We start from the raw sequence: 14,275 nt of genomic DNA on the forward strand, positions 1-14,275 counted from the left end.
ACCCCCGATTACACCGAGTCCCGCCTAGACACAGGACCCTGCGTGCCCGCGACCCCTACCAATGTGCCGGAGCCGAGCCGTACCGAGCCGGCTCTCATCCGTAACTTCTGCATCATCGCGCACATCGACCACGGCAAGTCGACGCTCGCCGACCGTATGCTCCAGCTGACCGGTGTGGTCGACCAGCGGCAGATGCGCGCGCAGTACCTCGACCGTATGGACATCGAGCGCGAGCGCGGCATCACGATCAAGTCCCAGGCGGTCCGGCTGCCCTGGGCGCCCACGACGGATGAGGGCGAGCCCGCGTCGGCCACCCACATCCTGAACATGATCGACACCCCCGGCCACGTGGACTTCACCTATGAGGTCTCGCGCTCGCTCGCGGCCTGTGAGGGCTGCATCCTGCTGGTCGACGCGGCGCAGGGGATCGAGGCCCAGACCCTCGCCAACCTCTATCTGGCGATGGAGCACGACCTCACGATCATCCCGGTCCTCAACAAGATCGACCTCCCGGCCGCCCAGCCCGAGAAGTTCGCCGCCGAGCTGGCCCACCTCATCGGCTGCGACCCCTCCGATGTGCTCAAGGTCTCCGCCAAGACCGGTGAGGGCGTCGCGGAGCTGCTGGACCGGGTCGTGGACCTGGTCCCGGCCCCGGTCGGCGTCAAGGACGCCCCCGCCCGCGCGATGATCTTCGACTCGGTCTATGACCCGTACCGGGGCGTCGTGACGTATGTGAAGGTCGTGGACGGCACGCTCAACAAGCGTGAGCGGATCAAGATGATGTCCACCGGCGCCGCCCACGAGCTGCTGGAGATCGGCACCAACTCACCCGAGATGACCCCCTCCGACGGGCTGTCCGTCGGCGAGGTGGGCTATCTGATCACGGGTGTGAAGGACGTCCGCCAGTCCAAGGTCGGCGATACGATCACCCAGTTCACCAAGGGCGCCGAGCAGCCGTTGGGCGGCTACAAGGACCCCAAGCCGATGGTGTTCTCCGGGCTGTACCCGCTGGACGGCTCGGACTACCCGGAGCTGCGCGAGGCCCTGGACAAGCTCCAGCTGAACGACGCCGCGCTGGTCTACGAACCGGAGACCTCGGCCGCGCTCGGCTTCGGCTTCCGCGTCGGCTTCCTGGGGCTGCTGCACCTGGAGGTCATCCGTGAGCGCCTGGAGCGCGAATTCGGTCTCGACCTGATCGCCACCGCGCCCAATGTGGTCTACCGCGTGGACATGGAGGACGGTTCCGAGCACACGGTGACCAACCCCAGCGAGTTCCCGGTGGGCAAGATCGCCACGGTGCACGAGCCGGTGGTCCGGGGCACCATCCTCGCCCCGAGCGAGTTCATCGGCGCGATCATGGAGCTGTGCCAGAACCGCCGCGGTGTGCTGCTCGGGATGGACTACCTCTCCGAGGAGCGGGTCGAGATCCGCTACACCCTGCCCCTCGCCGAGGTCGTCTTCGACTTCTTCGACCAGCTGAAGTCCAAGACCCGCGGCTATGCCTCGCTGGACTACGAGCCCACTGGTGAGCAGACCTCCGACCTGGTCAAGGTCGACATCCTGCTGCACGGCGACAAGGTCGACGCCTTCTCCGCGATCACCCACAAGGACAAGGCGTACGCCTACGGTGTCCGGCTGGTCGCCAAGCTGCGCGAGCTCATCCCGCGGCAGAACTTCGAGGTGCCCATCCAGGCCGCCATCGGCTCCCGGGTCATCGCCCGTGAGACGGTCCGCGCCATCCGCAAGGACGTTCTCGCCAAGTGCTACGGCGGTGACATCTCGCGTAAGCGGAAGCTGCTGGAGAAGCAGAAGGAAGGCAAGAAGCGGATGAAGATGGTCGGCAGCGTGGAGGTCCCCCAGGAGGCGTTCATCGCGGTGCTGTCCTCCGACTCCGAGGGCGGGGACGGCAAGAGCAAGAAGTGACGCGAAACGAGTGATCAACGGGCCTGGTGCGAAGGATGCGCCGGGCCCGTTGCCGTGGTGGCGGAGGTGCGGCCCGTCAGGGTGTGAGGGATGCGGCACACCGTCCGTCGTCGTTTGAACAACGTGACCCGTAACCCCTTACGCGGTAAGGATTCGGCCCTTACGCTGATCACTGCTCGAAGGTTACTCGCGAGTCACTAAGTAATGAGGCTGGCCCCGGAGGATGCCGTGACCGACACACAGACTTTGCTCGAGAACCGGCCGCCGTCCCTGGCGACGCACTTCCTCCAGCGCGTCGAGGCGACGCCTGACAAGGAGGCGTATCGCTATCCGGTACCCGCCGCCTCGGGTTCGGGCCCCGACGAATGGCGCCCCCTGACCTGGCGCGAAAGCGCGGACCGGGTCTTCGCCATCGCCGCCGGTCTGATGGGTCTGGGCATCCGGCCCGAGGAGCGGGTCGCCCTCGCCTCCGCCACCCGGGTCGAGTGGATCCTCGGCGATCTCGGGGTGCTCTGCGCGGGCGCCGCGACCACCACGGTCTACCCGAGCACCAACGCCGAGGAGACCGCGTTCATCCTGTCCGACTCCGGCAGCCGAGTGCTGATCGCCGAGGACGGCGCCCAGCTCGCCAAGGTGCGCGAGAAGCGCGAGGAACTGCCCGAGCTGGCCCATGTGGTGGTGATCAACGCCGATGACGCGGTCCCGGCCGCGGGCGACCCGGAGGGCTGGGTGCTCTCCCTCACCGAGCTGGAGAAGCGCGGTACGGCCTATCTGGAGCAGCACCCCCGGGCCGTACGGGAGCGGATCTCCGCGCTGCGCGCCGACCAGCTGGCCACGCTCATCTACACCTCCGGCACCACCGGCCGCCCCAAGGGCGTACGGCTGGCGCATGACTCCTGGTCGTACATGGCCATCGCGATCGGCAGTCTCGACGGACTGCTCTACCCCGACGATGTGCAGTACCTGTGGCTACCGCTGGCGCATGTCTTCGGCAAGGTGCTGACCGCCGGGCAGATCTACGTCGGGCACACCACCGCCGTGGACGGCCGTGTCGACAAGATCGTCGAAAATCTCCCGGTGGTCCGCCCGACCTATATGTGCGCCGTACCGCGGATCTTCGAGAAGGTCTACAACGGAGCGGCCCGCAAGGCGCGCGAGGGCGGCGCGGCCAAGTACAAGATCTTCCAGTGGGCGGCCGGGGTGGCCCGTGAGTACGCCAAGACCTACCAGGACAACTTCCGCCACACCGGCACCCCTTCGGTCCCGTTCGGCCTGAAGGCCCAGCACGCCATCGCCGACAAGCTCGTCTACGCCAAGCTGCGCGAGGCGTTCGGCGGACAGCTGCGCGCCGCGGTGTCCGGCTCGGCCGCGCTCGCGCCCGAGATCGGCTACTTCTTCGCCGGTGCCGGGATCAACATCCTGGAGGGCTACGGCCTCACCGAGTCCAGCGCCGCCAGCTTCCTCAACCCGGTGGACTACCGCACCGGCACCGTCGGCAAGGCGTTCCCCGGTACCGAGGTGCGCTTCGGCGAGGACGGCGAGATCCTGCTGCGCGGCCCCGGCGTCATGCAGGGCTACCACGGGCTGCCGGAGCTGACCGCGCAGGTGCTGGAGTCCGACGGCTGGTTCCACACCGGTGACATCGGGGAGCTGTCGCCCGACGGCTATCTGCGGATCACCGACCGCAAGAAGGACCTGATCAAGACCTCGGGCGGCAAGTACGTGGCTCCGGCGGAGGTCGAGGGCCAGTTCAAGGGCGTCTGCCCGTTCGTCTCCAACATCCTGGTGCACGGCTCCGACCGCAACTACTGCACCGCCCTCATCGCCCTCGACGAGCCGACCATCATGGGCTGGGCCAAGGAGCACGGCATGGACGGGAAGTCCTACGCCGAGGTCGTCGCCACCGACGAGGTGCGGCAGTTGATCGACGGCTATGTGCAGCGGCTCAACGAGGGGTTGCAGCGCTGGCAGACCATCAAGAAGTTCCGGCTGCTGCCGCGCGATCTGGACGTGGAGCACGGTGAGTTGACGCCCAGCCTCAAGCTCAAGCGACCCGTGGTCGAGCGCGAGTACAAGGACCTGATCGACGACATGTACGCGGGAACCCGGGAGGCCTGACGGGGAGTCGAACTGTGTCGAACTGTGCCCGGGGCAATCGGCACAGGAATTTTCCGCTCATCGCGGCTCACTTGCGCAACTCGGCGCATATGAGGTCGGTCCGTCTGTCACGCTGTCCCTGCCGGTGCTGTCCGCGCCGGACGCGGATGCGGATACGGCACTATGACGGAGCTTCTCAGGAGCCGCACAGTGGGGACGTCATCTTCTGCCATGTCTGGCGGGTCGGCCGAGGTCGGCGGGGTGACTGTACCGGTCGGGGGCGTGGGCCCCGTCCGGACCAGCGCGTCGGCCCGCGCCAGCCTGCCCGGCACACCGCTCGCGGCCTCCGCCGCGCGGCGCTTCGTCCGGGCCGCCCTCTCCGACTGGGCCGCCCTGGACGTCCCCGCCGCCGACCGGATCACCGAACGGGTCGGGTACGAGGCCGTCCTGCTGGTGAGCGAGCTGGTCACCAACGCGGTGGTGCACGCCGGTACCGCCGTCGAGCTCAGCTGTGCGCTGGACGTCCCCGGCCATGAGGGCGAACCGCCCTCGCTGGTCGTCGAGGTGACCGACCACCACCCCACCCGGGTGCTGCGCGGCGAACCCCCGGACGGGGAGGAGCCGGAGTACGCCGGGGGCCACGGGCTGCGGCTGGTGGCCGGGATCGCCGAGTCCTGGGGCACCACCTACCGGCGGACCAGCAAGACCGTGTGGTTCCAGCTGGCCGTCGCCGCGGACGCGGACGACGGCCCGGCGGCCGTGGGGTTCGACGGGCTCGGCCGGGACGGCACCCGGCTCGCCGAGCGGGTGCTGCCGCGCGAGGCACACCGCGAGGCACACGCCGTCGAGCTGGTCGCGCCCGCGCCCCGACGGGCGCCCGCCCGCCGCCATGACCCCGAGTGGGCCCGGCACGGCGCGCTGTCCTTCCTCGCCGAGGCGTCCGACATGCTCGCCGGGCAGTTCGACGAGGACCTGGTGACCTCACTCGCCGTCCAGCTGCTGGTGCCGCGGCTGGCCGACTGGTGCGCGGTGTGGCTCGACGCCGCCGGCGGCCCGCCGCGGCTGGTGCGGGTCTGGCACGCCAGCGAGAGCCGCCTCGAGGAGCTGCGGCGGGTTCTGGAGAAGGAGCCGCCCCATCTGCCCGCCGCCGCGCGCGGCGGCGCCGTGGACTGGCCGTGGCCCGCCGACCCCGCCGCGTACGGACCCGGCGGCGCCGCCCTGGCCTGCCGCCTGATCGCGGGCGGACGGGCCGTGGGCACCCTGCTGCTGGGGCGGGCCGGGCTGGTACGGATGCCCGGTGAGGTCGTCGGCCTGATCGAGGACTTCGCCCGCCGGGTCGCCCTGGCGCTGGCCTCCGCCCGCCGCTACACCCGGCAGGCGGACATCAGCCGGGTGCTCCAGCGCGGACTGCTGCCGTCCGGTATCCCGCGCATCCCCGGGCTGGAGTCGGCGGTCGTCTACGAGCCCACCGGCGAGATCTCCGCCGGGGGCGACTTCTACGACGTCTTCCCGGCCCGTGACGGCCGCTGGGGCTTCGTCCTGGGCGACGTTTGCGGCAACGGCCCGGAGGCGGCCGTGGTGACCGGCCTGGTGCGCCCCTGGCTGCGGCTGCTGGCCCGCGAGGGCTACGGCGTCGGGGAGGTCCTCGACCGGCTCAACCAGCTGCTCGGCGAGGAGGCGGTCGAAGCGGCGGTCGAGGGGGCCGCCGAGGCCGTCGTGGCGGGCGTGGAGGCGGCCGGGGTCGGGGTCGGCGTCGCGGAGCTGGTCGATGCCGGACTCGTCGGCGCGGGACTGCCGCCGGGCGGCGGGACGGCCCGCTTCCTGTCCCTGCTGTACGGGGAGCTGGAGCCGCTGGGCGACGGCGCCGGGGGCGGGGTGCGCTGCACCCTCGCCAGCGCGGGCCATCCGCTGCCCCTGGTGCTCCGCCCCGACGGCTCGGTGCGCACCGTCGCCGCCCCGCAGATACTGCTCGGGGTGGTGGACGATGTCGCGTACGAGAGCGAAACGTTTGATCTGGCGCCCGGCGAAACGCTCCTGTGCGTGACGGACGGGGTGACCGAGCACCGCTCGGGCAGCCGCCAGTTCGACGACGAGGAGGGACTCGCGGCGGTCCTCGCGTCCTGCGCGGGGATGAGCGCGCGCGAGGTCGCGGAGCGGGTGCGGGAGGCGGTCCACGCGTTCGCGACGGAGCCGCCGGACGACGATCTGGCGATGCTGGTGCTGACGGCACGCTAGGGCCCGGGGGCCTGGCCCCCCCGGGCGGCGCCGGACCCCGGCGGCGGGCGGTCGCCCGGGGACGGGGCCGGTCGGCGCCGCTCTTGGCGGGGTGCCCCGGCCCTGGGGGCGGTGGGCCTCGCTCCTGGGGCGGTGGCCCGCGCGTTGGAGTTGGCCCCGCATCCTGGGGCCCGGCCCTGGGGACCAGCCTTCGGAGTGGTGGGCCCCGAGCGCCCGGGGGGTGGGTCCCGCCCGGGGGCGGTGGCTCTGCGCCGTGGAGCCGTCGGAGCCCACTCGGGCCGATTGGCCCGCCGTCTTCGGTCCTGGTACTGGGGTGCCGTGCCACTGTCGGCTCAGGGCTCCGGGGTGGGGGCCCGGAGCCGCCCCCCTCGTGGGCGGAACCGGCGCGGGTCCCGGACCCGCGGGGATGTCGGACAATGGGTCTCATGCCTTCCGTACTGCCCGATGGTGAGCCCATGCCCGAGGACGGTGCGCTGCCCCCCGGCGCGCTTACCGGGGCCGGGCGGCGGCCGCTGGGCTTCTATCTGCATGTGCCCTACTGCGCCACGCGCTGCGGGTACTGCGACTTCAACACCTACACCGCGAGCGAACTGCGCGGCTCCGGCGGGGTGCTGGCCTCGCGGGACAACTACGCAGAGCAGGTCACCGAGGAGGTGCGGCTGGCGCGGAAGGTGCTGGGCGACGACCCGCGGCCGGTCGAGACCGTGTTCGTGGGCGGCGGTACGCCGACCCTGCTCGCCGCGGCCGACCTGGGCCGGATGCTCGCGGCGATCCGCGAGGAATTCGGACTGGCGGAGGGCGCCGAGATCACCACCGAGGCCAATCCGGAGTCGGTGGATCCGCGCTATCTGGCGGAGCTGCGCGAGGCCGGTTTCAACCGGATCTCGTTCGGGATGCAGAGCGCCCGGCAGCATGTGCTGAAGGTGCTGGACCGCACCCACACCCCCGGCCGCCCCGAGGCTTGTGTCGCCGAAGCGCGGGCGGCGGGCTTCGGCCATGTGAACCTCGACCTGATCTACGGCACCCCGGGCGAGAGCGACGACGACTGGCGGGCCACCCTGGAGGCCGCCCTCGGCGCCGGACCGGACCATGTCTCGGCCTATGCGCTGATCGTCGAGGAGGGCACCCAGCTGGCGCGCCGGATCCGCCGCGGCGAGGTGCCGATGACCGACGACGACGTCCACGCCGACCGCTACCTCATCGCCGAGGAGATGCTCTCGGCCGCTGGATTCCACTGGTACGAGGTCTCGAACTGGGCCACCTCGCCCGAGGGCCGCTGCCGCCACAACGAGCTGTACTGGCGCGGCGCCGACTGGTGGGGCGCGGGCCCCGGCGCCCACAGCCATGTGGGTGGGGTCCGCTGGTGGAACGTGAAGCACCCCGGCGCGTACGCCCAGGCCCTCGGCGAGGGCCGGTCGCCCGGCGCGGGCCGCGAGGTGCTGGCCGACGAGGAGCGCCGCGTCGAGCGCATCCTGCTGGAGCTGCGGCTCTCCGAAGGCTGCCCCCTGGACCTGCTCCGCCCGGCGGGCGCGTCGGCCGCAGCCCGAGCCCTGGAGGACGGCCTGCTGGCCCCGGAGCCGTACCGGCAGGGGCGGGCCGTGCTCACGCTGCGCGGGCGGCTGCTGGCGGACGCTGTGGTGCGGGATCTGGTGGACTGAGGCACTGACCACTGGACATCACACTGGAAACCAGCGACTTCCGGACACTCAGCTGACCCCCACCGTCACGAAATCGATCAGCTCCTCCACCCGGCCCAGGAGTTCGGGCCGCAGGTCCTTGTAGGAGCGGACCGAGGAGAGGATCGCTTGCCAGGCGGCGCCGGTGTTCTCCGGCCAGCCGAGGGCCCGGCAGACGCCCGTTTTCCAGTCCTGGCCGCGCGGTACCTCCGGCCAGGCGGAGATGCCCAGCGAGGTCGGCTTCACAGCCTCCCAGATGTCGATGTAGGGGTGGCCGACGACCAGCACATGGTCACCGGTGACCTCGGCGGCGATCCGGGACTCCTTCGAGCCGGGCACCAGATGGTCGACCAGGACACCGAGCCGGGCGTCCGGGCCGGGCGCGAACTCCTGGACGATGGCGGGGAGATCGTCGACGCCCTCCAGGTATTCGACGACCACACCCTCGATGCGCAGATCGTCGCCCCAGATCCGCTCGACCAGCTCCGCGTCATGGCGCCCCTCGACATAGATGCGCCCCGCGCGGGCCACCCTCGCCCGCGCGCCCGGTACGGCGAGGGAGCCGGAGGCCGTGAGCCGGGGCGTGGTGGGGGCCACTGCGCGCGGGCGCACCAGCGTGACAACGCGGCCCTCGAGCAGAAAGCCGCGCGGCTCCATTGGGAAGACGCGATGTTTGCCGAAGCGGTCCTCCAGAGTGACCGTCGGCCCCTGCGCGGTCTTCTCGCAGCGGACAACCGCCCCGCAGAACCCGGTGGTGACCTCCTCCACGACGAGGTCCGGTTCGGCGGGGACCTCCGGGGCGGGCTGCTGCCGCTTCCAGGGCGGGGTCAGGTCCGGCTTGTCGTATCGGCTGCGCACCCGCCCGACGATAGCCGCGGAGCTAAGCGCTCCGCGGGAAGTGCCGCGAGGTGGGGTCGTTTGTCCGCGGCTGCGTCGTGGCTGGTCGCGCCCACGCGGCGGAGCCGCACATCGACACAGCCCCGCGCCCCTTCGGGGCGCAACCGAACCGCACCGGACTTCAGCGAGGCCGCTCAGCGGGACACACCGAAGCGCTCGGCCAGTTCATCGCGCTGGATGCGGACGAACTCCGCGTCCACCACGGACCCGTGGCCCGGAACGTACCGCGCCTCCTCGCCGCCGAGCTCCAGCAGCCGGTCCAGGGCGGCCGGCCACCGCGCGGGGATCGCGTCGGGCCCCGCCTGCGGCGGGCCGGACTCCTCGACCAGATCGCCGCAGAAGACCACCTCGGGCTGCCCGGGGACCAGTACCGCCAGGTCGTGGGCGGTGTGCCCGGGGCCCACGTTCGCGAGCAGCACCGGCCGGTCGCCCAGGTCGAGGGTGAGCTCCCCGGAGACCAGGTGGTGGGGGAGGACCAGATGGTCGGCGGCCTCGGTGGCGGCGCCCCGGTCCACACCGTGCCGGATGGCCGACTCGCGCAGCGCCTCCCGCTCCGCGCGCAGCAGTTCGTCCAGGCCCGCGGCGCCGTACACCTCGCAGCCCGAGAAGGCGGCCGTGCCCAGGACATGGTCGAAGTGCGGATGGGTGAGCGCGATCCGGGTGGGGCGGCGCCCGGCGAGCCGGGTGATCTGGGTGCGCAGCGCGGCGCCGTCACGCAGCGTGGCCCCGGTGTCCACGACGAGTACGTCCGTGCGCCCGACGACCACGCCGATGGTCTCGTCCCAGCCCGGCATCCGCAGCCTGGCCACCGCGGGGGCGATGGTCTCCCAGCCCGCCTCGTGCCATCGCGGCTCTTCCCAACACGTCTCCATACCGAGACGCTAGCTCTCCGAGCGATAGCGTGGCGGGTCGTGCGGGCTCCGCCACACGGCGGCTCTTGCCCTGTCCACCGCACCCCGCCGTACACTGGCGGAGGGGTTCTGGCACTCGTGACCGTTGAGTGCCAGGGGGACGACCCGAAGAGACCGCTGGACTGGAGGTGCGCGGGGTGCTCAGCGAACGCAGACTCGAAGTGCTGCGTGCCATTGTCCAGGACTATGTGGGGACCGAGGAGCCGGTCGGCTCCAAGGCGCTCACCGAGCGCCACCGGCTGGGGGTCTCCCCGGCCACGGTGCGCAATGACATGGCCGCGCTGGAGGACGAGGGCTTCATCGCGCAGCCGCACACCAGCGCCGGGCGTATCCCCACCGACAAGGGCTACCGCCTCTTCGTTGACAAGCTGGCCGGAGTGAAGCCGCTGTCCACGCCGGAGCGCCGGGCCATCCAGAACTTCCTGGACGGCGCGGTGGACCTGGATGACGTGGTGGGCCGCACCGTCCGGCTGCTGGCGCAGCTGACCCGGCAGGTCGCGGTGGTGCAGTATCCGTCGCTGACCCGTTCCACGGTGCGCCATGTGGAGCTGCTGCCGCTGGCCGCGGCCCGGGTGATGCTGGTGCTGATCACGGACACCGGCCGGGTCGAGCAGCGCATGGTGGACTGCCCGTCCCCGGTGAGTGAGGAGTCGCTCGCGGATCTGCGGGCCCGGCTCAACAGCCGTGTCGTGGGGCGGCGGTTCGCGGATGTGCCGCCGTTGGTGCAGGATCTTCCGGAGTCCTTCGAGCAGGAGGACCGGGGAACGGTCTCGACCGTGCTGGCGACCTTGCTCGAGACGCTGGTGGAGGAGACCGAGGAGCGGCTGATGATCGGCGGCACCGCGAACCTCACACGTTTCGGGCATGATTTTCCCCTGACGATCCGGCCCGTTCTGGAGGCACTTGAGGAGCAGGTCGTCCTCCTCAAGCTGCTCGGCGAGGCCAAAGACTCGGGTATGACCGTGCGCATCGGGCATGAGAATGCTCACGAGGGACTGAATTCCACCTCGGTGGTCGCGGTCGGCTACGGTTCGGGCGACGAGGCCGTCGCCAAACTCGGCGTGGTCGGACCGACCCGCATGGACTACCCCGGAACGATGGGAGCGGTACGCGCAGTGGCACGTTACGTCGGACAGATCCTGGCGGAGTCGTAAGTGGCGACGGACTACTACGCAGTCCTGGGCGTGCGGCGTGATGCCTCGCAGGACGAGATCAAGAAGGCATTCCGTCGGCTCGCGCGTGAGCTGCATCCGGATGTGAATCCGGATCCGAAGACCCAAGAGCGGTTCAAGGAGATCAACGCCGCCTACGAGGTGCTGTCGGACCCGCAGAAGAAGCAGGTCTACGACCTCGGCGGGGACCCGATGTCCGGCGCGGCCGGAGGCGGTGGCGCCGGAGGCTTCGGCGCGGGCTTCGGCAACTTCTCCGACATCATGGACGCCTTCTTCGGCACCGCCTCGCAGCGCGGCCCCCGGTCCCGCACCCGGCGCGGCCAGGACGCCATGATCCGTCTCGATGTGGAGCTCAGCGAGGCCGCGTTCGGGACCACCAAGGACATCCAGGTCGACACCGCGGTGGTGTGCACCACGTGCAGTGGTGAGGGCGCGGCGCCGGGCACCTCGGCGCAGACCTGTGACATGTGCCGCGGCCGCGGTGAGGTCTCGCAGGTCACCCGCTCCTTCCTGGGTCAGGTCATGACCTCGCGGCCGTGTCCGCAGTGCCAGGGCTTCGGCACCGTGGTGCCGACCCCGTGCCCGGAGTGCGCCGGTGACGGGCGGATCCGCTCGCGGCGCACCCTGACCGTGAAGATCCCGGCCGGTGTGGACAACGGCACCCGGATCCAGCTGGCGGGCGAGGGCGAGGTCGGTCCGGGCGGCGGCCCGGCGGGCGATCTGTATGTGGAGATCCATGAGGTCCCGCACCCGGTCTTCCAGCGCCGCGGCGACGATCTGCACTGCACGGTGACCATCCCCATGACGGCGGCGGCGCTCGGCACCAAGGTGCCGCTGGAGACGCTGGACGGCCTGGAGGAGGTCGACATCCGGCCCGGCACCCAGTCCGGCCAGTCGATCCCGCTGCACCAGCGCGGTATCACCCACCTGCGGGGCGGTGGCCGGGGCGATCTGATCGTCCATGTCGAGGTGACCACCCCGACCAAGCTGGACGCGGAGCAGGAAGAGCTGCTGCGGCGCCTGTCCAAGCTGCGTGGCGAGGAGCGGCCGACCGGCGAGTTCAAGCCGGGGCAGCAGGGGCTGTTCTCGCGTCTGAAGGATGCGTTCAACGGGCGGTAGGCGTTCGGCCGGGGGTCCGGGGGGTGTCCCCCGGGGGACGTGGCCAAGCCGGGGCAGCAGGGGCTGTTCTCGCGGTTGAAGGATGCGTTCAACGGGCGGTAGGCGTTCGGCCCGGACCCCCGCAACGCCGGTGGTCCGGTTGTCGGCCGGTGCGGAGCGCATGACACGATGTGGTCATGCCCTCCGCACTGACCGGTCTCTTCCGGTTTCCGATCGTGCAGGCGCCGATGGCGGGCGGAGCTTCCTGCCCCCGGCTCGCCGCCGCCGTCTCCGAGGCCGGCGGCCTCGGTTCGCTCGCCGCCGGGTACAAGACCCCGGAGGCGATGTACGAAGAGATCAGACAGCTGCGGGGACTGACCGACCGGCCCTTCGGTGTCAATCTGTTCATGCCGCAGCCGCCCACCCCCGACCCGGTCGCCGTCGAGGTCTACGGCGAGCGCCTCGCGGGCGAGGTGATCCGGTACGGGACCTCGCTCGGCGACCCCGACGCAAGCGTCGACGACGCGTATCAGGCGAAGCTGGCGATCCTGCTCGGCGACCCCGTGCCGGTGGTCTCGTTCACCTTTGGCTGCCCCACCCGTGAGGTCCTGGACGCCCTGGCCAGGGCCGGTACGCGCACCGTCGTCACGGTGACCTCGCCGGTCGAGGCGCAGACCGCCGAGTGGGCGGGCGCCGACGCGCTCTGTGTGCAGGGCGTGGAGGCGGGCGGCCACCAGGGCGGCTTCAGCAATGACCCGGCCGAGGACGGCATGGGCGCCGGTCTCGGGCTGCTGTCGCTGATCGCGCTGGTCCGCGAGACCGTGCGGATCCCGGTGATCGCCGCGGGCGGGCTGATGCGCGGTGCGCAGATCGCGGCGGCGCTGGCCGCGGGCGCGAGCGCGGCCCAGCTGGGCACCGCGTTCCTGGTCACCCCCGAGTCCGGGGCCAACGCCCTGCACAAGGGCGCCATGACGGACCCGATCTTCGGCCGGACCGAGCTGACCCGTGCCTTCTCCGGGCGCCCCGCCCGGGGTCTGGTCAACCGTTTCATCCGGGAGCACGGCCCGTACGCCCCGGCCGCCTACCCCCAGCTGCACCACTTCACCTCCGGGCTGCGCAAGGCCGCGGCCCAGCAGGGTGATCCGCAGGGCATGGCGCTGTGGGCCGGACAGGGCCACCGGCTGGCCCGTGAGCTGCCCGCCGGGCAGCTGGTGGAGACGCTGGTGGCCGAACTGGACGCGGCGCGGGCGGCGTTGTACGCCGGGGCATTCGGCGGCGAGGCGTTCGGCGGCGAGGCCCGGTGACCGCCCCGGTGTTCGTGGCCGACTCCCTTCAGGGAGCGGCCGCGGGGACCCGGATCGCGCTGGACGGGCCCGAGGGGCGGCATGCCGTCTCCGTACGGCGGCTGCGCGTCGGCGAACCCGTGGTGCTCACCGACGGCCACGGCACGGGTGTCTCCGGCACCGTGGCGGCCGTCGAGGGCAAGGACCGGCTGCTGGTGGAAGTGGCCGGGGTACACCACGAGGAGCCGCCGAGCCCGCGGATCACCGTGGTGCAGGCGCTTCCCAAGGGCGACCGCGGCGAGTTGGCCGTGGAGACCATGACCGAGACCGGTGTGGACGCCGTCGTGCCGTGGACCGCCGCCCGGTGCATCACCCAGTGGAAGGGCGAGCGCGGGCTGAAGGCGCTCGGCAAGTGGCGGGCGACCGCTCGCGAGGCGGGCAAACAGTCCCGCCGTCTGACCTTCCCCGAGGTCACGGACGCGATGACGACCAAGCAGGTTGCTCGACTTCTGGCCGACGCGGATTTCGCGGCCGTGCTGCACGAGGAGGGCAGCACCCCGCTGGCCACGGCACAACTGCCCGCCGCCGGTGAGATCGTGCTCGTCGTGGGCCCCGAAGGGGGAGTCTCCGCCGAGGAGTTGACGGCCTTCGAGGAGGCGGGCGCGGCACCGTACCGGCTGGGCCCGAGCGTGCTGCGCACCTCGACGGCTGGAACGGCGGCGGTCGCGCTGCTGCTGGGGCGTACCGGCCGCTGGTGACGACGGTCGACCGTGCTCGGCCCTTCGTTCCTCAGGGCCTCCGCGCGCTCTCCCTTTCGACAGCGGCGCGTCCCTTCGGCTCTCTCGCCGGTCGGACGGGGTTGCCCGAGCGCCGGGGGTGCCCAAAGGCGGAGCCATGAGGTGAGTGCTGGGGGTGCCCAAAGGCGGAGCCATGAGGTGAGCGCTGGGGGTGCCCAAAGGCGGAGCCATGAGGTGGCCGACGAC

Annotated in this window: 10 protein-coding genes; 8 read left to right on the forward strand and 2 right to left on the reverse strand. The window is 71.6% G+C overall.

Annotation, left to right across the window (positions count from 1 at the left end):
• The first annotated feature begins 42 nt into the window (after positions 1 to 42).
• The 4 genes from lepA (at position 43) to hemW (ending at position 7,913) form a co-directional block, all read left to right on the forward strand.
• On the forward strand, positions 43 to 1,923 hold the full coding sequence (lepA, locus tag AC4BEG_RS23200; protein WP_490701664.1) for a translation elongation factor 4: 1,881 nt from the start codon (positions 43 to 45) through the stop codon (positions 1,921 to 1,923).
• 228 nt (positions 1,924 to 2,151) lie between these two features.
• Positions 2,152 to 4,041, forward strand: coding sequence for an AMP-dependent synthetase/ligase (locus tag AC4BEG_RS23205; protein WP_490701665.1), 1,890 nt, complete (start codon positions 2,152 to 2,154; stop codon positions 4,039 to 4,041).
• A 210-nt stretch (positions 4,042 to 4,251) separates the two neighbouring features.
• Complete coding sequence (locus AC4BEG_RS23210; protein ID WP_490701666.1) at positions 4,252 to 6,255, forward strand: SpoIIE family protein phosphatase; 2,004 nt, start codon at positions 4,252 to 4,254, stop codon at positions 6,253 to 6,255.
• A 425-nt stretch (positions 6,256 to 6,680) separates the two neighbouring features.
• Positions 6,681 to 7,913, forward strand: coding sequence for a radical SAM family heme chaperone HemW (gene hemW / locus AC4BEG_RS23215; RefSeq protein WP_490701667.1), 1,233 nt, complete (start codon positions 6,681 to 6,683; stop codon positions 7,911 to 7,913).
• A gap of 48 nt (positions 7,914 to 7,961) precedes the next feature.
• On the opposite strand, the gene AC4BEG_RS23220 is transcribed toward hemW, so the two are convergent.
• Entirely contained in the window at positions 7,962 to 8,789 is an 828-nt protein-coding gene (locus AC4BEG_RS23220) for a DUF3097 domain-containing protein (RefSeq protein ID WP_490701668.1), read from the reverse strand.
• A 173-nt stretch (positions 8,790 to 8,962) separates the two neighbouring features.
• Entirely contained in the window at positions 8,963 to 9,700 is a 738-nt protein-coding gene (locus tag AC4BEG_RS23225) for an MBL fold metallo-hydrolase (protein ID WP_490701669.1), read from the reverse strand.
• Positions 9,701 to 9,876: 176 nt separating this feature from the next.
• Between AC4BEG_RS23225 and hrcA the strand changes: the two genes are divergently transcribed.
• The 4 genes from hrcA to AC4BEG_RS23245 all read left to right on the forward strand — a co-directional run bounded on the left by hrcA (position 9,877) and on the right by AC4BEG_RS23245 (position 14,050).
• The gene (gene hrcA, locus AC4BEG_RS23230; protein WP_490701670.1) at positions 9,877 to 10,893 is read left to right on the forward strand and encodes a heat-inducible transcriptional repressor HrcA; all 1,017 of its coding nucleotides are present in this window, start codon (positions 9,877 to 9,879) and stop codon (positions 10,891 to 10,893) included.
• Entirely contained in the window at positions 10,894 to 12,030 is a 1,137-nt protein-coding gene (gene dnaJ, locus AC4BEG_RS23235; protein WP_490701671.1) for a molecular chaperone DnaJ, read from the forward strand.
• Between the two features lie 176 nt (positions 12,031 to 12,206).
• Complete coding sequence (locus tag AC4BEG_RS23240; RefSeq protein ID WP_490701672.1) at positions 12,207 to 13,313, forward strand: nitronate monooxygenase; 1,107 nt, start codon at positions 12,207 to 12,209, stop codon at positions 13,311 to 13,313.
• Positions 13,310 to 14,050 carry a 16S rRNA (uracil(1498)-N(3))-methyltransferase gene (locus tag AC4BEG_RS23245; protein ID WP_490701673.1) on the forward strand — a complete coding sequence of 247 codons (741 nt, stop codon included), beginning with the start codon at positions 13,310 to 13,312 and terminating at the stop codon, positions 14,048 to 14,050. Before AC4BEG_RS23240 ends, AC4BEG_RS23245 begins: the two co-directional genes overlap by 4 nt.
• Positions 14,051 to 14,275: the final 225 nt, after the last annotated feature.

The organism is Streptomyces sp. JLBJ103 (genome assembly GCF_058215575.1).

Coding starts and splice junctions, on each gene's coding strand:
- AC4BEG_RS23210 (WP_490701666.1), top strand. CDS start 4,252: ATGTCTGGCGGGTCGGCCGAGGTCGGCGGGGTGACTGTACCGGTCGGG.
- hemW (WP_490701667.1), top strand. CDS start 6,681: ATGCCTTCCGTACTGCCCGATGGTGAGCCCATGCCCGAGGACGGTGCG.
- AC4BEG_RS23225 (WP_490701669.1), bottom strand. CDS start 9,700: ATGGAGACGTGTTGGGAAGAGCCGCGATGGCACGAGGCGGGCTGGGAG.
- AC4BEG_RS23240 (WP_490701672.1), top strand. CDS start 12,207: ATGCCCTCCGCACTGACCGGTCTCTTCCGGTTTCCGATCGTGCAGGCG.